This window comes from Streptomyces sp. NPDC048257 (assembly GCF_043201855.1).
Classification (GTDB): domain Bacteria; phylum Actinomycetota; class Actinomycetes; order Streptomycetales; family Streptomycetaceae; genus Streptomyces.
In genome coordinates, this window is record NZ_JBICZI010000001.1 from 652,646 (window position 1) to 670,230 (window position 17,585).

The following is a 17,585-nucleotide window of genomic DNA, read 5'->3' on the forward strand; positions in this document are numbered from 1 at the left end:
CGGAATGGGGAGGCAAGGACGCCTCCTCCGCTACGCTGACACATATGGTCGCATTTCGCATCATTTCGACTACGGACCGTAGCGTGGCCGGTGATGCGGTCGGGGCCGGCGTCGGAGGCTATGTGCTGGGGGAGGTGGGTGTAGGCCCGGGCCGACTCCGCGCCGGCCGGTGAGCGGCTGGGATCCGCGGTGGTCATCTGATCGCGATCTGCGAGGCGAACCGGGTCAGGCCGTCGACGCCGTCGGCCACGTGGACCGTCCACGGCACCGGGCCGGTCAGTGCCCAGTCGACCTTGAACGTGGCGAAGTCCCACTGGAAGCGTTCCAGGTCCCGCACGAGCCGGGCGGGCAGGTGCTCCTCGCCGACGAGCTCCCGGTACAGGGCCGGCGCCGACGTGTCGGCCAGTACCAACCCCGGTCGCTGCGCACGGCCCCGCCGGGCTCCGGCTGCGCCTCCAGGACTTCCACGCTCCAGCCTGCGTCGGCCAAGAGGTTCGCGGCGACGAGCCCGTCGGGGCCCGAGCCGATCACCACCGCGTCAGGCATGGCGGGCCTCTGCGTGATGCTCTTCCACGATCCTGGCCAGGCGGGCCAGCATCCCTCGGTGCCGGAGCTGGAGCAGGGCTTCCACGGCGGGGTTGTGAAGGGTGCCGCCCAGGCCGCGCAGGGGGTGCTCGTCGCAGACGACGAGGGTCTCCTCGCCCCACGGCCGGAGCTGGAGGAAGATCCTCGCCGTGCCCAGAGCCTTGAACGACGCCTCCAACTCCAGCTCCCTGCCGCGTTCCATGTGACGTACGGTCGTGACCCCAGCGGTCGACCAGGGGCCGAGCCGCACGGTGTAGCGGAGCCGGGATCCGACCTTCGGCCAGAGCTGATCGAGCGGTGTGGACTCGGACGGGCCCACCACCCACTCCCCGTACAGGTCCGGATCGGCGAGCACCGCCCACACGGCCTGTGGGGACCGGTTGATCAGCTGGTTTCGGACGGCCATGAGAGAAGTCCTCCTACCGGAGACGGACAGGTGCCGGGGCCGCGCGCACTGAACGGTGCACCGGCCGAGGGCGCTTGCCCCTCGCCCGGCGGTCTCCTGACCGGCGGCCGGCGACCCGGATCGGCCGGCGACCCGGATCTGGGCGACCCGGATCGGTGGCCGGGGCCCTTCGTTGGCCCGATACGGCGCTCGTACTCGGACGCACCGTGCTCCGGACGCCACTGGGCTCGGCGCCTCTTCCTCGCCTCTTCCTCGTCGCGCTTCGCGACGGCCCGGCGCGAAGCGTCGGACTGCGGCCAGGGAGCTGCGCTGCGCTACCCGCGGCCGCGCTTGCCGGGCGGGTCCTGGGGATCCACGCCAGTCGAGGCGGAAGCGTCCTTCGTTCCGCTGGGCCGCTGCGACCGGCCCCGGGTGCCCAGGTCGTGCATGCCGTTCTCCCCGGAGCCCTTGCCCTGGTCCTCCCCGCGTGCGCCCCTGCTCTTCACCGGTCTGCCGTGGGGGTTTCCGGCCTCTTCCTTGGAAACCGTCCGGCCGGGCCCCTCGTCCGGGGCGTACTCGTCCGGATGGAAGGAACGGTGGGCACTCGGGTTGTCCTGCTGACGGGTCTCGTCCACGTCCGGCGACCAGCCGTGCTGCTTGGTGCCCTCGTGGCGACTCGGACCCTTGCCGTGGGCGGGCTGGGACGGCTTCGGCTGCTTCGTCATGGCCTGGCCTACAGTCTCTCTCGGGACGGGCGCACGGGTACGAGCGCCTCTACCGCTGTCCTGCCATCGTCCCACCGTTCGCCGAAGTGGTCGTGTCGGCTCCGGAGGGCGCAGCACGTATCTCGGCTCGGGGTGCGCCCTCCGGGCCCGGCAGAACGTGCAGGCCCCGCAGGCTGCTGTGGCGTGTCAGCGCTGAGCCCTTCGTCGAACGGGACGGAGCAGGCCGCAGCAGGCTCTCCCGCAGCACCTCGCGCCTGCCCGACTGCTCGGGAGCCGCTCCCCGGCGTCCCTCACCCCTGTCACCGTATGACGGCGAAGCAGCCCCCCGCTGTTCTAGGATGCGGTTGAGGGCTTCTGGACAGCGCGACCGGAGGACAGATGCCGGAACAGGTGCGGTTATCCGGAGCGGACCCGGGCAGCGCACAGCGACGGGCCTTGAGGCTGGCCGGTCTTTCGGCAGAATCGGACACCGGAATGGACCGGTTCGCCCGGCTGGTTTCACGACTGCTGCGCGTGCCGGTCGCTTTCGTTTCGCTGGTCGAGGAGGACCGGCAGATCCTGCCCGGCATGATCGGCCTGCCGGAGCCGTGGGCGGGACGCCGGGCGCTGCCGCTGTCGCATGCGCATGCGCTCTGCCGGTACGTGGTGACCTCCGGGCAGCCCCTGGTCGTGCCCGACGCCCGCGCCGACGACCGGCTCCGTACCCACCCGGCCATCGAGGATCTCGGACTCATCGCGTATGCCGGAATGCCGCTGACCGACACCGACGGGCTGGTCCTGGGCTCCTTGTGCGCCGTCGACCACGAGGCCCGGACGTGGGGTGGCGGCGAGCTGACCGACCTGAAGGACCTGGCCGCGGCCTGCTCCGCCGAGCTGTGCCTGCGCATCCTGTCGGCGCAGAGCCGGTCCGCACAGAAGGTGCTGGAGACCGCACGGGCCGCCGCCGAGCGCGCCCGGAGGGACGCGGAGCGCGCCCGGAGCGACGCGCAGCGCCTGGAGCACGTGGCCCAGGCCGCATTGGACCATGCCGAGCTGCTGCTGCGAGCTTCGGAGGAGCTGGCCCAGACGTCCGGGCTGGAGGACGTCCGACGCCGGGTGCGGGACCTTTTCGTCGGCGTCGGGAAGCCCTCGTACGTCGGCCTGCTGGTCGCCGACAAGGACGAGCTGCACCTGGTTGCCGACCCGGACGTCGACCACTCTGTGGAACGGGAGGTCCTCACGCTGCCCCTGAGCGCGGCATTCCCGAGCACTCGGGCCATGCGGGAACGGCAGGCGGTCTTCGTGCCCGACCGCGAGGCGCTCGTCGCCGGGTACGGCCCAGAGGCGGTCGGCTTCTTCGACCGCATGGGTTTCACCACCGTGCTGTGTCTGCCGCTCTGGGGCAGCCGCGCCCTGCTCGGCGTGCTCGCGGTCTGCTGGGCCACGCGGCACGAGGTGGGCGTCACGGAGCGTGCCACGCTCACCGCAGCGTCGGGCTACGTCGCGCAGGCGGTGGAGCGCGCCCTGTACCTGGACGAGCGGATCTCCGTGGCCCGGGAGCTCCAGGAAGCCATGCTCACCGATCTTCCCCTCACCGATCACGTCGAGATCAGCGCCCTGTACCAGCCGGCCGCGGTCGGCGACATGATCGGTGGGGACTGGTACGACGCCTACCGACTGCCGCCCGCCTCACCCGGCGGTGCGCCCGGAGCCCTCATGGTCACGGTGGGCGACATCACCGGCCACGACATGCACGCAGCCACGATCATGGGCCAGATCCGCAGCATGCTGCGCCAGGCCACCCTCGACCACCCGCCGTACAGCCCGGCCACGGCGCTGACCGCGCTCGACGCCGCTTGCTCGGTCCTGCCCATCGACGCCAGCGGCACGCTGGTCCACGCCCGCCTCGACCTCGCCGACGGCGGTCCCGGCTGGACGCTGACCTGGTCGAACGCCGGCCACCCGCCGCCGCTGCTGCGTACCCCCGACGGCCGGGTGAGCCTCCTGGTGGAGCACGACATCCTCCTCCACAGGGGCCTCGGGCCGTTCCACCGCACCGAGGCCCGGCGAAACCTCCCCGCGGGCTCGACGCTGTTGCTCTACACCGACGGGCTCATCGAGCGCCGCGGCCGCGACATCGACGCCTCGATCGCAGAACTCGTCGCCCTGCTCGCCACCCACGGTGACCGTCCGCCGGCCGAACTGCTCCGCCGGATCAGCAGTTGGCCGGCCGACCCTGCGCCCGGGGACGACGTCGTGGTACTGGCGCTGCGCGTTCCCTGAAGGCGCTGCCAAGTGGTGCCGGCGGCCGTCGAGGTCCACTCGGTGTCCCCCGTTTTGGCTTGACGGTTCACAGCCTGGGTAGCCGCCAGCCGTGTCCGGCGATGTGTCCGGGCGCGGATCCAAGGAGAAGTTCCATGATCCTCATCCTCGGGCTCATCATTCTGATCGCCGCCATCGTCGTCGGCGTGGCCGGAGTGTTCGGCAACACCGGCGCTGGACACGATCTCGGCGTCGGCGGCGACTTCTCGATCTTCGGCTACCACGCCACTGGTTCGACCGGATCCCTCTTCCTGACCGGAATCATCGTGGGAGCCGTCGCCCTCCTGGGTCTGACGCTGGTCATGATGGGCGCTCGCCGTTCGGCCCGTCGCTCGGCCCGTCGCTCGGCGCAGGCCCGACGGGAGCTCGGCGCTTCACGCCGTGATGCCACTGTCGCAGACCGCGAGCGCGACGACCTGATCAAGCAACGCGACGACGCCCGCGCCGAGACCGGTGCCCCGCTGGCCGACGACGCCCGCGCCGAGACCGGCGCCCCGGTGGCCGACGCCCCCCGCGGTCGAGGCCACTGGTTCGGCCACCGAACCGCGCGCCGCTGACGGAAGCCTGCCGGCCGGGCCTTCGGTTCGGGAGGCGCCCGGCGGGCCGTCATGCCTCGGATGAAGGCTTCTTCACGCCTTCAAGCCCGGCGACGACGCTGCCGGATCGGGGCGCCGGCATCGTGAAGGCTGGCGAGCGTCTGCCGGTACGAGCCGATCAGGCTGGTCTCCAGGTAGCTGACACCCAGTTCCCGGCAGTGACTGCGGACGATGACCTGGGCCCGGCGCAGGTGCGGGCTCGGCATGCTCGGGAAGAGGTGGTGCTCGATCTGGTAGTTCAGGCCGCCGAGAACCATGTCGGTGAAGCGGCCGCCCCGTACGTCGCGGGAGGTCGTCACCTGACGGCGCAGGAAGTCCGGGCGGTCGGTGCCCCGCAGGACCGGCATGCCCTTGTGGTTCGGGGCGAAGATCGAGCCGAGGTAGACACCGAAGAGGCATTGGTGGACGACGAGGAACACGATCGCCCTCCCGGGCGACAGCACCAGGAACACCGCACCGAGGTAGGCCGAGAGGTGCATGAGGAGAAGGACACCTTCCCACGCACGGTTCTTGAGGGAACGGTCGGCCAGCGACCGCACCCCGGACACGTGCAGATTGAAGCCCTCGAGCGTGAGCAGCGGGAAGAACAGGAGCGCTTGGTGACGGCCCAGGATCCGCGGCAGTCCCGTGGCGACCCGGGCCTGGTCCTGGGTCCAGACGAGGATGTCCGGATCGAGGTCGGGGTCGAGGTCCTCGTGGTTGGGGTTGGCGTGGTGCCGAGTGTGCTTGTCCTGCCACCAGCCGTATCCCATGCCGATGCCGAGGTTCCCGGCGATGCGCCCGGACAGTTCACTGGGCTTGCGGAGCCGGAAGACCTGACGGTGCGCGATGTCGTGTGCCAGAAGGGCGACCTGCCCGAACACGAGGGAGAGGAGTCCGGCGGCGAGGAGCGTCCACCAGCTGTCGCCGATCAGTACGAAAGCCGTCCAACCCCCGGCGTAGAGGGCTGTGACGGCGGTGATGCGGAGGGCGTAGTAGCCGGGGCGGCGGCTCATGAGGCCTGCCGCCTGGATCTTCTTCGAGAGCCGGGCGAAGTCGCTGCCCAGCTCCGCCGGTGCGGGAGGGGGACGCACCGTCTGTGAGGAATTCATGATCAGGAGTCACTTTCCGTACGTGAGGGGCGGTGGCGCGTACCCAAGGAGGTACGCCGGAGCCGCAGGTGCCCACATGGCACATACCCCCGAACGGCGTCATGAACGTGCGGCTTCGGCCAGGATGGAACACCATCAGGCTTCTGACGTACCTCTGGCCGCCGGTCCGTGTGCTGTGGCCGTGTCGAGGGCGGGGTGGATGGTGAAGACCCGGTCGAGGCCGACGATGCGCAGGATGCGGAGCGTGTTGTCGGGGACGGCCACCAGAGCAATGTCGGCGTGGGCGGCGACAGCGTGGTTGCGGGCGACGAGGAGGGCGGTGATGCCGCTGGAGTCGCAGAACCGTATGCGGGAGAGGTCCAGGACGAGGCATTGTCCCGGTTCCAGGCTGAGAGTCGCCACGAGCTGTCGAAGGCGGGGGGCCTGGTCGTAGTCGAGGTCACCGGCGATTTCCAGTACGGGGCCGGTGGTGGCGTCTCGGGTGGTGATCGTCAGGGCGCTCATGTCAGATCGCGCTCTCGCGCACCAGGGACCGGACGGGGCACGCCGAGGGCCAGGAGAGCCGTGTCGTCGTCCAGGCCTTCACCGAAGCCGTCCAGGAGACCGGTGAGGCCGGTGATCAACCCGTGCGTCCCGGCACGGGCGAGGCCGGCGGCGAAGGTGCGCAGGGCGTCTTCGCCGTAGAGTTCGCGGTTTTCGCCGACACGGGCTTCGGTGAGGCCGTCGGTGTAGAGGAGGAGGGAGTCGCCGGGGCCGAGCGTGGTCTCGGCGGGGGTGAAGTGCGGGGCGGGCAGGATTCCGATGAGGAGGCCGCCGGGGGTGGGGAGGTAGTCGGCCCGGCCGTCGGCACGCACGACGAGCGCGGGGGGATGGCCGCCGGACGCCAGGCGCACGGCAACGGTTCCGGCGCCGGGGTCGGGTTCCATCACACCGAAGATCGCGGTGCAGTAGCGCGGGTCCCCGCTCGTGAACCGCTCGTGCAGCACGGTGTTCAGGGTGGACAGCGCGGCTATGGGATCGGGATCGTGGAGGGCTGCGGCGCGCAGGGTGTAGCGGGTCAGGGAGGTCACCGCGGCCGCCTGGGGGCCCTTGCCGCACACGTCTCCGAGGAAGAACGCCCAGCGCTTGTCGTCCAGCGGGAACAGGTCGTAGAAGTCTCCGCCGAGCCGGTCGACGGAGGCGGTGTGGTAGTAGGAGGACGCTTCCATGCCGGGCACCACGGGCAGGGCGGCGGGGAGCAGGCTCTGCTGGAGCACCGCGAGTGCTTCCCTCAGTCGCTCCCGGTCGGCTTCGGCCTGTCGGCGGGCTTCCTCCGCCACCTGACGCTCCCGGAGCAGTTCGCCTTCGTAGGCGCGGCGCTGGCGGGCGTCGAAGACGGTGGTGCGGATCAGCATCGGCTCGCCGTCGCCGCTCGTCTTCACGCTGGAGGTGACCAGGACCGGGAGGCGCCCGCCGCCCGACGCCTTGAGCTCCAGCGCAATCTCGCCGATCTTCCCCTGCATCCGCAGGAGCGGCGCGAAGTGCGTCTCGTGGTAGAGCTTGCCGCCGATCGTGAGGAGGTCGGTGAAGCGTTTGCGGCCCACGACTTGCTCGCGCGTGAGGCCGAGCCAGTCCAGGAGCGTTCTGTTGATCCTGGCGATGGTGCCGTCCATCAAGGTGGACAGGTAGCCGCAGGGGGCCGATTCGTAGAGTTCCTCGGCGCTGTCCTCCAGCAGGGAGGAGAACACCGCGTCGGTGGCCGACTCTTCGTCCTCCGGCCGCTCCGGGTTCCGGGCGGTGCAGCCCATCACCGCAGCTCCCGCAGGAACGTGCGGATGGCTGACGTGGTGGCCTCGGGATTGCTCAGCTGGGGGCAGTGACCCGTTGCGTCCAGGGTGATCAGGCGGCTTCCGGGGACGGCCGCGTGGACGTAGGCGCCGACCTCCCGCGGCGCGATCACGTCCTGGGCGCATTCCAGTACCAGCGTCGGTACCTTCACCGACTTCAGTTCGTCGCGGCTGTCGGAGAGGAACGTGGTGCGGGCGAAGACGCGGGCCATGGCCGGATCGGTGGCGCAGAAGCTGTTGGTCAGCGCCTCCCCCAGTTCCGGACGTTCGGGGTTGCCCATGATCACCGGCGCCATCGCGGCCGACCAGCCGAGGTAGTTCGACTCGAGCGATTCCAGCAGTTCGTCGATGTCTTCGGCGCTGAAGCCGCCTCGGTAGGTGTCGTCGTCGATGTAGCAAGGGGAAGGGCCGACCATGACCAGGGAGGAAAACCGCTCGGGGACGGTGGCCGCCGCGCGGACGCCGATCATCGCGCTGACCGAATGCCCGACGAAGGCCACGTCCCTCAGGTCCAGGGCTTCGCACACCTCGGCCACGTCGCGGGCATAACCATCCAAGGACCCGTAGCGTTCGGCGCTCCAAGCGGACGGGTCGGAGCCGCCCGATCCGACGTAGTCGAAGAGGACCACCTGGAATTCCTCAGCCAGCGCGGGGGGCACCAGACCCCACATATTCTGGTCACAGCCGAACCCGTGCGCCAGCATCACCACGGGCCTGCCGGGTGAGCCGATCACCTTCACGTTGTTCCTGCGGAGAATATCCATCCGGTCATCCTGTCATTGGCCTGGAGCGTCAGCGCTGCTGCCGGAATAGAGCGGTGCGCGCTCACGCCTTGCAAAGAGGCGGGGTAAGCAGGGGGGCGCCCTGGTCGAAATCCGCTGACACCCCGCAGCTGTGGCCCGCACCCCGAAGGACGCGGGCCACAGTTGCACCATGCATATGGTGCAGCGGAATCCGCACTGCACGGCCACAGTGTCGCCGGAATGATGCCCACCCGGAAAATTGCCCGAGAATACAAAACATTCCGTTTTCAGGCGGAGACCGACCGGAGGCGCTTTGGAATTTTGAGAACCGCGACTGCAACCGAGATCGACAATACCATGGGGCAGCGGCTTGCATGGTAAAGCGATTAGCCCTCACCACTGCACCAAAAACCCTCTTCACCCGGGCCGCTAAAGCCTTGTACCGCGGTGACAGATATCGGCAGGCCGGCAACCACAGCAAGAGCACGATGCGTGGGAGAGGAGGCCCATGCCCGCACCCGGTCCGTGGCTGTGTACAGTCGGCTCGCCCCGGCGGTTGCCGGACGTGCGGGGCGTCTTCCGGACCGGTCAGGTGGAGTCATGACGAGTGCAACCAGCGGGGCGCCACTGGCCGGCGCGACGACCATCGCCCCGGTACTGCCGGTGGCCGAGCGCAAACAGCGAATGCGGCGCCGCCTCGAGCGGCTGATCGGCATCGCCGCCACCGAAGGAAACTCGTTGCTCGCCCTGCGCAACGGGGACGAGATCTTCACGGCGATGCTGGACAGCATCCGCGCCGCCGAACACACCGTCGACATGATGACGTTCGTGTACTGGCGCGGCGAGATAGCCCGGGAGTTCGCCCAGGCGCTGGCGGACCGGGCCCGTGCGGGCGTCCGCGTACGGCTGCTGCTGGACGGCTTCGGCAGCCGGCTCATCGAGCAGGACCTGCTCGATCTGATGGAGGACGCCGGGGCCGACGTGGCGTGGTTCCGCAAGCCCCTCCACCTGTCCCCGCTCAAACAGAACCACCGCTGCCACCGCAAAGTGCTCGTCGTCGACGAACAGACGGCTTACACCGGCGGAGTCGGCATCGCCGAGGAATGGTGCGGCAACGCCCGCAACGAGAACGAGTGGCGCGACACCCACGTCCAGGTACGCGGCCCGGCCGTGGACGGCGTCGCCGCCGCTTTCGCACAGAACTGGGCCGAGTGCCACGACACCCTCTTCGACGACCGGGACCGCTTCACCGGCCACACACCCCAGGGCGACGCAGTGGTGCAGGTGGTCCGGGGCTCGGCCAGCATCGGCTGGCAGGACATGCAGACCCTGATGCGGGTCGCCATCGAATCCGCCCAGCACCGCTTCCGCTTGTCCACCGCCTACTTTGCCCCGGACGCCTATTTCATCGAGCTGCTGTGCGCAGCAGCACGTCGGGGCATCGAGGTCGAGATACTCCTGCCCGGCCCCCACACCGACAAGCGGGTCTGCCGGCTGGCCGGTCAGAACTTCTACGCGGACCTCCTCGCCTGCGGGGTGAAGATATTCGAGTACCAGCCGACGATGATGCACGCCAAGGTCATCACCGTCGACCGGATCGCGGCACTCATCGGCTCCACCAATTTCAACCGCCGTTCCCTGGACCACGACGAAGAGGTCATGCTCGCGGTCCTGGACGAGGATTTCACCGCGACCCTCGATCGCCACTTCGACGAGGATTTGCAGGTCAGCGAGCAGATGGATCCGGCGCGCTGGAACCACCGCTCTGCGGCGCAACGCCTGCGAGAGCTTGCTGTCACCCCCATCCGCCGGTTCCTGTGACCACCGCGCGGTGACGGAAGCCGCCCGCATTCCGGCGCCGCCCGCGGTTCGGCACGGCGTTCCGGGGCGCGGCCTCCGCTCCGGCTGACGGTCGGCACGTTCTTCGAGCTCACCGGCGATCCCGGAATGCGGAACGAAATGGGCCAACATTCGGGAACCCGCCGAGGCCTGGTCGGAGGCGGACCGGATCCTCGCCGGGATCGAGCCGGAGGCCGTGCGGGCGAGCCGGGAGCGGTTCGCCGGCATGGACTCCACCGGGCAGGCCCGGATGACGGCACTGCACGGCGGGGTCGCGGACGCCGCCCGTCTCACGGTCGCCCCGAACCTGTGGGCGGGCATCGGCCTGGTCCGTGAGGGCGCCGGGACCGCGCTGGTCGGCGCGCACGACGCGGTGGCCGCGCGGCTCGCCGAGTACCGGGCCCTGGGCATCGACGAGTTCGTGCTCTCCGGCTACCCGCACCTCGAAGAGGTGTTCCGGGTCGGCGAGGAAGCGGCCCCGCGGCTGCGCGCCCTGACCGGGCGGCCGCCGCGTGACCGCTCTCACGACCGCGCCGGCCGGGCCGGACCACCTCCCGCCGCCCGGCCCGGATCCGGCCGAAGCCCCCGTCCCCCGGGCGCGGCCGCCTCCGCGAAGCGTTCCGCTGGGGCGTGCTGCGGATCGCGGCCCTCGGGGTACTCCTCGCCGCTTGGCAGGCGGTGGTGTCCGCCGAGGTGTGGCCGCGGGTCTCCTCGGTCCCACGCGCGCCGCGCTGCCGACCGCCCTCGCCGAACCTCTGACGACCCCGGCCCTCGCGAGCCGCCTCGGTGTCACGCCGAGCGCGGTCTCCCAGCGTCTGGGCGCGCTACGGAACGCGGGACTGGTGTCGACGCAGCGCCCGGGCCGCGGGGCGCTCCACCTGCGCACGGAGCGGGCGACGGTACTCCTCGGCGGGTGAGCCGCCCGATCCCGTCCGCGACCACACGGCTCTGTCAGCGGCTCAGCAGATCGATCTCCACCAGCTCCTCCTCGGACAGCGGCCCGCCGAGCAGCGCGTCGAGGTTCTGGTCCAGTTGGATCACGCTGCTCGCGCCGATGATCACCGACACCACCCGGGGGTCGCGCAGCACCCAGGAGATCGCCAGTTGTGCCAGGCTCTGTCCGCGACGCTCGGCCAGCTTGGCCAGGGTCCGCAGCCGCTCCAGCTTGGCGCCGGTCAGCGCCTCTTCCTTGAGGAAGTGTCCGACCGACATCCGTGACCCGACGGGCACCTCGCCGGAGAGGTAGCGGTTCGTCAGCAGGCCCTGCGCGAGTGGTGAGTAGGCGATCAGGCTGGTTCGGGTGTCGCCCACCGCGTCCAGCAGCCCGTCCTCCGGGGTGCGGTCGAGGATCGAGTAGCGGGCCTGGTTCAGCAGTACCGGCGTGCCCAGCTCGCGCAGGATCGCCACCGCCTCGCGGTGCCGCTCGGCCGGGTAGTTGGAGATGCCGGCGTACAGCGCCCTGCCGGAGCGCACCGCCGTGTCCAGCGCCCCCATGGTCTCCTCGAGCGGGGTCTCGGGATCGTGGCGGTGCGAATAGAACACGTCCACGTACGCCAGACCCATCCGCTGCAGCGACTGGTCCAGGCTCGCCAGCAGGTACTTGCGGCCGCCTCCGTTCCCGTACGGCCCGGGCCACATGTCGTAGCCCGCCTTGGACGCGATGAACAGCTCATCCCGGTACGGCCGGAAGTCCTGCGCGAACAGATAGCCGAAGTTGCGCTCCGCGCTCCCGTACGGCGGGCCGTAGTTGTTCGCCAGGTCGACGTGCGTCACGCCCCGGTCGAAGGCCCGGCGCAGCACTGCCCGCTGCACCTCCAGCGGCACGGTGTCGCCGAAGTTGTGCCACAGGCCCAGCGACACGGCAGGCAGCCGGACACCACTGTGTCCGGCGCGACGGTAGGTCATGGAGGTGTAACGGCCCTGCGCGGCGTGGTAGTTCACGTGGAACATCCTGCCTGCAATCCATCAGAAAGGGAACTGAACCAACATATCCAAACATCATGCGGGTCATGTGAGCCGAAGCAGCACCCGGAGGAGCCTCGGCGGCCGGGCGGGCTCCATGGCCCCGCCCGGCCGCCGATCCTCTGCGGGCCTTGCTACTTGGCGACGGTGAAGCCCTGATCGGTGCCGTACTTGGCACTGGTGGCCCGCCAGGCCTCCAGTCCCTGGCCCAGCGTCGTCGAGGAGACGTACGCCTTGCCCACGGTGTCGTTGAAGACCGAGTTCGCGTACACCTGGTAGGGCAGGTACGACCAGCCCGCGGAGACGTCACGAGCCGCGTCGGCCAGGATCCGGTTGGCCTGCTGTCCCCCGAAGTAGGGGAACGGGGTGTCCAGGAAGGCCTGCGATTCCAGGTCGGCCCGCGTGGCGGGGAAGGCGCCCTCGGAGACGCGGGCCGTGGCGCCGGCTCCCGTGGTCGCGTACTCGATGAAGGCGTAGGCCAGCGTCTTGTTCTTCGAGGCCTTCGGCACGGCGAGGGAGCTGCCGCCGTTCTCCGCACCCGCCTTGGCGCCCTTGGTCCACTGGGGAAGCGGTGCCACGCGCCAGTCCCCCGAGGCGGCGGGAGCGCCGGAGGCGAAGTTGGCGGGCATCCAGGCGCCTATGGACAGGGTGGCGATGCTGCCGTCCGACAGGCCCTTGTACCACTCGTCGCTCCAGGAGCTCACCGGGGCGAGCAGTCGCTCGTCGATGAGCTTCTGCCAGGTACCCGCGTACTGGGCCGTCCCGGTGTCACCGAAGTCGATGCCGATATCGGTGCCCTCCACCTTGTACGGCCGCCCGCCCGCCTGCCAGATCAGGCTGGTCGTGGCGCCGGCGTCCCCGGTGTCGTTGGTGATGTAGAGCTTCGGGTCCGCCTTGTGCAGGGCGCGCGCCGCTTCGACGTACTCGTCCCAGGTGGTCGGCACGGGGACGCCGTGCCGGTCGAAGACCTTCTTGTTGTAGAACAGCGCCATGGGCCCGGAGTCCATGGGGAGGGCGTAGATCCCCTTGCCGTACTTCACCGCGCTCCAGGGGCCGGTGGTGAAGGCCTGGTCGTGGGCGGACGCGCCGTAGGGGGAGAGCTCCTCCAGGGATTTGCCGATGGCGAACTGGCCGACGGCGTAGTACTCGACCTGGGCCACATCGGGGGCTCCCGAGCCGGCGGCGATGGCGTTCTGCAGCGCGGTGTACTGCTTGTCGCCCGTGCCCGCGTTGACGAGCTCGATGTCCACCTTCGGATACTTCTTCTCGAAGTCGGCGGCGACCTTCTTCAGGGTGGGCTCCCACGCCCACACCGTCACCTTGCCTCCGGCTTCGAGTGCTGACGCCACGTCCTTCGCGGAACTGTCGGCCCCGGGCTCCGGCGAACCGCAGGCGGTGGCGCCGAGGGTCAGGGCGCACGTCGCGGCTACGGCGGCGAAGATCCGGCGGCGGCTGTTCGTTCTCATCGGTGGTGCTCCTGATTCGGTGTGCGGATGAGGTGGGTCGGGGCGAGGCGCGGAGCCGGGCGGGTCACTCCTTGACGCTGCCGGCGGCCAGACCTGACTGCCAGTAGCGCTGGAGCAGGAGGAAGATGACGACGACCGGCGCGATGGTGAGCAGGGATCCGGTGATGATGAGGTCGAACACGGGCTCGCCGCCCGCGGTCCTGGCCTGGGCGCTCCACGCGTTGAGACCGAGGGTGAGCGGGTACCAGTCCGGGTCCTTGATCATGATCAGCGGCAGGAAGTAGTTGTTCCAGGTCGCGACCATGGAGAAGAGCAGCACCGTCACGGTTCCCGGCATCAGCAGCGGCAGGGCGATCCGGAAGAAGATGCGCAGCTCGCCGGCGCCGTCGATGCGGGCGGCTTCGAGCAGTTCGGAAGGTACCGCTTCGGCGGTGAACACCCACATCAGGTAGAGCCCGAAGGGGGAGACCAGGGAGGGGATGATCACTGCCCAGGGGGTGTTGGCCAGGCCCATGCCGCTGAACATCAGGAACGTGGGGACGGCGAGGGCCGTACCGGGGACGGCCACGGCCCCGATGACGACGGCGAACACGGCGCGGCGGCCCGGGAACTCGTATACGGCCAGCGCGTATCCGCCGAGGACGGCGAGCAGTGTCGCACCGCCCGCGCCGGCGGCGACGTACAGCAGTGTGTTCAGCGTCCAGCGGACGAAGGCGCCGTCGTCGTAGGTCAGCGTGCGGGAGATGTTGTCCCAGAGCTGGAAGTCCTTGCCGAGCCACAGGCCGAAGGAGTCGAGGAGGTCCTCCTGGTCCTTGGTCGCGTTGATGACCAGCCATACGAGGGGCAGGAGGGTGTAGACGAGGACCAGCCCGGTCACCAGGGTCAGCGGGATGCTGGGCCTGGGGTCGAGCGGGGTGTGGGACCGCCGGCGGCGACGCGACGGCGACGGACGGGGCGGTTCGGTGGCCGGGGGCCTGTGCGATCCAGCGGCGGCGCTGCTCGAGTCGGCGCCGGACTGGACGGTGCGCTCCATCGTGTCCGAGGAGGCACCGGTGGGGTCCGTGATCATGTGCTCAGCCCTTCCGCATGCCGCGGAGCTGGACCGCGTAGGCGATGACCGCGGTGAAGACGCCCATCACGATGGCGATGGTCGCCGCGTAGTTGTGCTGCTGCCCGGAGAAGGCCAGCGAGTACGTGTAGAGGTTCGGGGTGTAGTCGGTCGTGATCGCGTTGGGCGCGAGGTTCTGCATGATGTTCGGCTCGTTGAACAGCTGGAAGCTGCCGATGATCGAGAAGATCGTCGCGATGACCACCGCGCTGCGGATGGCCGGCAGCTTGATCGCGGTGACGATGCGCCACTCCCCTGCGCCGTCGATGGCCGCAGCCTCGTAGAGGGAGCGCGGAACCACCTTCAGGGCGGCGTAGAAGATCAAGGTGTTGTAACCGACGAACTCCCAGGTCACGACGTTGCCTATGGAGGCGAGCACCAGTGAGGGGGAAAGCGGATCCGGCAGGGACAGGCCGAACGCGTCGTTCAGGTTGCCCACCAGGCCGAACCTGGCGCCGTAGATGAACCCCCACATCAGGCTGGCCACCACGGCCGGTACGGCGTAGGGCAGGAAGACGGCCACCCTGAAGAAGGCCTTGCCGTACAGCCGGCCGCTGTCGATGGCGAGCGCGACCAGCAACGCGATCCCCAGCATGAGCGGTACCTGGACGAGCAGGAACAGCCCGACCCGGGCCGACCCCTCCCAGAACCGCGCATCGGTGAGCGCTTGGAGATAGTTGTCCGCGCCGACGAAGGAGGTACCGCCGATGAGACGGTCGCGCATCAGGCTGAGGTAGAACGCGTACCCGATGGGAGCCAGGAAGACGAGGGCGAACACCGCTGCGAACGGTCCGGCGAACCCCCAGCCGACGAGGGCGTTCCGGCGTGCGCGTGAACGGGAACGGGAACGGGGTGGGGGGACTGCTTTTGCCGGTGCCGGCAGGAGCGTCATGGTGGGTCCTTGGTCCTTGTGTCAGTGACCTACAGGTCCGCAACGGAGGGATGAGATGACGGCCTCCGGGCCGGAATCGGCCTCATGGGGCAGGACCTGATGAGAAATGTTTACGTAATCATCGGTAGCGCGATGGTGACACTCCCGCCTGGGAGCGTCAAGCATCTTGCGCCCGCCCGGCCGAAAAAGTAGCCGCCGGACGGCGTTGTCCGCCCGGCGAGGCGTCGTCACGAGCAGCCGGCCGCGGCCGCCGCATCCAACCCGGGGCGTCCCAAGTGATGTTGGGCGCAGGAGCGCCGCCCCGCGCCGGTTGTGACGTTTCACGTCCGACTGCTTGACAGGCCCCGGCGCGGCTCCCAGACTCGCAGCCAGCCACTGAGTGTTTACGTAAACATTACAGAGGCGGAACACCGATGTCACCGGGGTCGGCGTCACCGCCGGGTCCGAAGCGTGGGCACACCCTGCCCGCACGCACACCTCTCACCCGCACGCCAGCCAGCCAGAGGTATCCATGCGACGTCACCCCCCGCACCTTGCAGCCCTGTTCGCCGTCGTGGCGGCCCTGTTCGCGAGTCTGCTCGGCGGTCTCGGCACCGCCGCGGCCTCCCCCTCCCCCGTCACCGTCGTCAACGCGACGCAGTTCACCGACCCCGCCGGCCGGCCCGTCCACGCCCATGGCGGAGGGGTCATCAAGGTGGACGACTACTACTACTGGTTCGGAGAGGACCGGAACCCCGACAACAGCTTCCGGTACGTCTCCGCCTACCGCTCCACCGACCTCAAGACGTGGGAGTTCCGCGGCCACGTCCTGTCCCAGGCCACCGACCCGGAGCTGGCCACCGCCAACATCGAGCGTCCCAAGGTGATGCACAACCGCGCCACCGGACAGTTCGTCATGTGGATGCACAAGGAGGGCAGCGCCACCGACTACAGCGAGGCCCGAGCCGCGGTGGCCGTCTCCTCCACGGTCGACGGGAACTACTCCTGGCGCGGGAGCCTCCGGCCGCTGGGTCACATGTCCCGGGACATCACCACCTTCGTGGACACCGACGGCACCGGTTACATGATCTCTGCCGCCAACGAGAACGCGGACCTGCACGTCTACCGGCTCACCGCGGACTACACCGGTGTCGAGACCCGGGTGCAGAGGTTGTGGGCCGGCCAGTCGCGCGAAGCTCCGGCCCTGTTCAAGCGCGACGGCGTCTACTTCCTGGTGACGTCCGGCGCCACCGGCTGGTCCCCCAACCAGCAGAAGTACGGCACGGCGGACAGCGTCACCGGCACGTGGAGCCCGCTGCGGGACCTGGGGGACGGCAGGACCTACGGTTCCCAGACGGCCTTCGTACTGCCCGTCGAGGGCACCTCCGGTGCCACCACCCACCTGTACATGGGCGACCGCTGGGGCAACTCGATGGGCGGCACGGTCAACGATTCGCAGTACGTCTGGCTCCCGTTGAAGTTCCCGACCAGGACCACCCTGTCCATGGACTACTACCCCCAGATCATCATCTCCACGGAAGCCGGAACCGTGCGGGGCACCGGGGACTGGAACACCCTGACCGCCGCGCACAGCGGCAAGTGCGCCGACGCCGCCGACTGGTCGGTGGCCGAAGGTGCGGCGCTGATCCAGTGGGCCTGCGCGGCGGGCAGTGTCAACCAGCAGGTGTGGTTCCAGGGCGTGGGAGACGGCACGGTGCGGATCATGCTCCGGCACAGCGGGAAGTGTCTCGCGGTACGGGACGCGTCCCCCGATGACGCCGCCGCCGTCGTTCAGACCGCCTGCGGCGACGCGCCCGGACAGAAGTGGAAGACGGCCCAGGCCGGCCCGACCGGCATGCGGCTCGTCGCCCAGCACAGCGGCAAGTGTCTCGACGTCGCGAACCACTCCTGGGCCGACGGCGCGCGACTCGTCCAGTGGACGTGCAACGGCGGCGACAACCAGAAGTGGCGGCGCGCGGCCGTCTGACCCGTCGCGCCCTCGCCCCGGCACCGGCACCGGCACCGGCACCGGCGGGGCCGTGTGAACCCACGGCGTGGGTTCACACGGCCCTCACGGCCGCCCGGGG

General features: G+C 69.7%; 15 protein-coding genes and 2 pseudogenes. 6 read left to right on the forward strand and 11 right to left on the reverse strand.

Translation table 11 applies throughout. The features are described from left to right. Window positions 1-65 precede the first annotated feature (65 nt). The 3 genes and pseudogenes from ACGFZK_RS03095 to ACGFZK_RS03105 form a co-directional block, all read right to left on the reverse strand. A pseudogene (locus ACGFZK_RS03095) lies at window positions 66-546 on the reverse strand (NAD(P)-binding protein); the annotation flags it as partial. Beyond that, complete coding sequence (locus tag ACGFZK_RS03100; RefSeq protein WP_393847069.1) at window positions 539-991, reverse strand: SRPBCC family protein; 453 nt, start codon at window positions 989-991, stop codon at window positions 539-541. The pseudogene ACGFZK_RS03095 and the gene ACGFZK_RS03100, both read right to left, overlap by 8 nt. A gap of 314 nt (window positions 992-1,305) precedes the next feature. Further along, on the reverse strand, window positions 1,306-1,695 hold the full coding sequence (locus tag ACGFZK_RS03105; RefSeq protein ID WP_393847070.1) for a hypothetical protein: 390 nt from the start codon (window positions 1,693-1,695) through the stop codon (window positions 1,306-1,308). Window positions 1,696-2,169: 474 nt separating this feature from the next. Between ACGFZK_RS03105 and ACGFZK_RS03110 the strand changes: the two genes are divergently transcribed. Continuing rightward, window positions 2,170-3,957: a GAF domain-containing SpoIIE family protein phosphatase gene (locus ACGFZK_RS03110; RefSeq protein ID WP_393847071.1), complete on the forward strand. Its 1,788-nt coding sequence runs from the start codon at window positions 2,170-2,172 to the stop codon at window positions 3,955-3,957. A 134-nt stretch (window positions 3,958-4,091) separates the two neighbouring features. After that, entirely contained in the window at window positions 4,092-4,553 is a 462-nt protein-coding gene (locus ACGFZK_RS03115; RefSeq protein ID WP_393847072.1) for a hypothetical protein, read from the forward strand. 80 nt (window positions 4,554-4,633) lie between these two features. Here ACGFZK_RS03115 and ACGFZK_RS03120 read toward each other — a convergent pair whose 3' ends face one another. From ACGFZK_RS03120 to ACGFZK_RS03135, 4 genes are all read right to left on the reverse strand, one after another. Next, complete coding sequence (locus ACGFZK_RS03120) at window positions 4,634-5,683, reverse strand: fatty acid desaturase family protein (RefSeq protein WP_393847073.1); 1,050 nt, start codon at window positions 5,681-5,683, stop codon at window positions 4,634-4,636. Between the two features lie 135 nt (window positions 5,684-5,818). Beyond that, window positions 5,819-6,187 (reverse strand): STAS domain-containing protein, encoded by a 369-nt coding sequence (locus ACGFZK_RS03125; protein ID WP_393847074.1) that lies wholly within the window; start codon window positions 6,185-6,187, stop codon window positions 5,819-5,821. Next, complete coding sequence (locus ACGFZK_RS03130; RefSeq protein WP_393847075.1) at window positions 6,184-7,470, reverse strand: PP2C family protein-serine/threonine phosphatase; 1,287 nt, start codon at window positions 7,468-7,470, stop codon at window positions 6,184-6,186. The genes ACGFZK_RS03125 and ACGFZK_RS03130 overlap by 4 nt, the downstream gene beginning before the upstream one ends. Then, window positions 7,470-8,273, reverse strand: coding sequence for an alpha/beta fold hydrolase (locus ACGFZK_RS03135; RefSeq protein WP_393847076.1), 804 nt, complete (start codon window positions 8,271-8,273; stop codon window positions 7,470-7,472). Before ACGFZK_RS03135 ends, ACGFZK_RS03130 begins: the two co-directional genes overlap by 1 nt. 579 nt (window positions 8,274-8,852) lie before the next feature. Here ACGFZK_RS03135 and ACGFZK_RS03140 point away from each other — a divergent pair. The 3 genes and pseudogenes from ACGFZK_RS03140 to ACGFZK_RS03150 all read left to right on the forward strand — a co-directional run bounded on the left by ACGFZK_RS03140 (window position 8,853) and on the right by ACGFZK_RS03150 (window position 11,008). Then, window positions 8,853-10,073 (forward strand): phosphatidylserine/phosphatidylglycerophosphate/cardiolipin synthase family protein, encoded by a 1,221-nt coding sequence (locus ACGFZK_RS03140; RefSeq protein WP_393847077.1) that lies wholly within the window; start codon window positions 8,853-8,855, stop codon window positions 10,071-10,073. 160 nt (window positions 10,074-10,233) lie between these two features. Then, window positions 10,234-10,587 (forward strand): annotated as a pseudogene (locus ACGFZK_RS03145) (alkanesulfonate monooxygenase); the annotation flags it as partial. A 199-nt stretch (window positions 10,588-10,786) separates the two neighbouring features. Further along, window positions 10,787-11,008, forward strand: a complete 222-nt coding sequence (locus ACGFZK_RS03150; RefSeq protein WP_393847078.1) for a winged helix-turn-helix domain-containing protein — start codon at window positions 10,787-10,789, stop codon at window positions 11,006-11,008. Between the two features lie 34 nt (window positions 11,009-11,042). Here ACGFZK_RS03150 and ACGFZK_RS03155 read toward each other — a convergent pair whose 3' ends face one another. The 4 genes from ACGFZK_RS03155 to ACGFZK_RS03170 form a co-directional block, all read right to left on the reverse strand. Further along, window positions 11,043-12,041, reverse strand: coding sequence for an aldo/keto reductase (locus ACGFZK_RS03155; protein ID WP_393847079.1), 999 nt, complete (start codon window positions 12,039-12,041; stop codon window positions 11,043-11,045). Window positions 12,042-12,187: 146 nt separating this feature from the next. Continuing rightward, window positions 12,188-13,519: an ABC transporter substrate-binding protein gene (locus ACGFZK_RS03160; RefSeq protein WP_393847080.1), complete on the reverse strand. Its 1,332-nt coding sequence runs from the start codon at window positions 13,517-13,519 to the stop codon at window positions 12,188-12,190. 64 nt (window positions 13,520-13,583) lie between these two features. Then, on the reverse strand, window positions 13,584-14,552 hold the full coding sequence (locus ACGFZK_RS03165) for a carbohydrate ABC transporter permease (RefSeq protein ID WP_393847267.1): 969 nt from the start codon (window positions 14,550-14,552) through the stop codon (window positions 13,584-13,586). A 40-nt stretch (window positions 14,553-14,592) separates the two neighbouring features. After that, window positions 14,593-15,519: a carbohydrate ABC transporter permease gene (locus ACGFZK_RS03170; RefSeq protein WP_393847081.1), complete on the reverse strand. Its 927-nt coding sequence runs from the start codon at window positions 15,517-15,519 to the stop codon at window positions 14,593-14,595. A gap of 511 nt (window positions 15,520-16,030) precedes the next feature. On the opposite strand from ACGFZK_RS03170, the gene ACGFZK_RS03175 reads away from it, so the two are divergent. Further along, entirely contained in the window at window positions 16,031-17,485 is a 1,455-nt protein-coding gene (locus tag ACGFZK_RS03175; protein WP_393847082.1) for an RICIN domain-containing protein, read from the forward strand. The last annotated feature ends 100 nt before the right edge of the window (window positions 17,486-17,585 follow it).

Bases quoted from the DNA above. Each gene is read 5' to 3' on its own strand.
- ACGFZK_RS03115 (WP_393847072.1), top strand. From the start codon at position 4,092: ATGATCCTCATCCTCGGGCTCATCATTCTGATCGCCGCCATCGTCGTC.
- ACGFZK_RS03160 (WP_393847080.1), bottom strand. From the start codon at position 13,519: ATGAGAACGAACAGCCGCCGCCGGATCTTCGCCGCCGTAGCCGCGACG.
- ACGFZK_RS03100 (WP_393847069.1), bottom strand. From the start codon at position 991: ATGGCCGTCCGAAACCAGCTGATCAACCGGTCCCCACAGGCCGTGTGG.
- ACGFZK_RS03170 (WP_393847081.1), bottom strand. From the start codon at position 15,519: ATGACGCTCCTGCCGGCACCGGCAAAAGCAGTCCCCCCACCCCGTTCC.
- ACGFZK_RS03155 (WP_393847079.1), bottom strand. From the start codon at position 12,041: ATGTTCCACGTGAACTACCACGCCGCGCAGGGCCGTTACACCTCCATG.
- ACGFZK_RS03110 (WP_393847071.1), top strand. From the start codon at position 2,170: ATGGACCGGTTCGCCCGGCTGGTTTCACGACTGCTGCGCGTGCCGGTC.
- ACGFZK_RS03135 (WP_393847076.1), bottom strand. From the start codon at position 8,273: ATGGATATTCTCCGCAGGAACAACGTGAAGGTGATCGGCTCACCCGGC.
- ACGFZK_RS03175 (WP_393847082.1), top strand. From the start codon at position 16,031: ATGCGACGTCACCCCCCGCACCTTGCAGCCCTGTTCGCCGTCGTGGCG.
- ACGFZK_RS03140 (WP_393847077.1), top strand. From the start codon at position 8,853: ATGACGAGTGCAACCAGCGGGGCGCCACTGGCCGGCGCGACGACCATC.
- ACGFZK_RS03120 (WP_393847073.1), bottom strand. From the start codon at position 5,683: ATGAATTCCTCACAGACGGTGCGTCCCCCTCCCGCACCGGCGGAGCTG.
- ACGFZK_RS03105 (WP_393847070.1), bottom strand. From the start codon at position 1,695: ATGACGAAGCAGCCGAAGCCGTCCCAGCCCGCCCACGGCAAGGGTCCG.
- ACGFZK_RS03165 (WP_393847267.1), bottom strand. From the start codon at position 14,552: ATGGAGCGCACCGTCCAGTCCGGCGCCGACTCGAGCAGCGCCGCCGCT.
- ACGFZK_RS03125 (WP_393847074.1), bottom strand. From the start codon at position 6,187: ATGAGCGCCCTGACGATCACCACCCGAGACGCCACCACCGGCCCCGTA.
- ACGFZK_RS03130 (WP_393847075.1), bottom strand. From the start codon at position 7,470: ATGGGCTGCACCGCCCGGAACCCGGAGCGGCCGGAGGACGAAGAGTCG.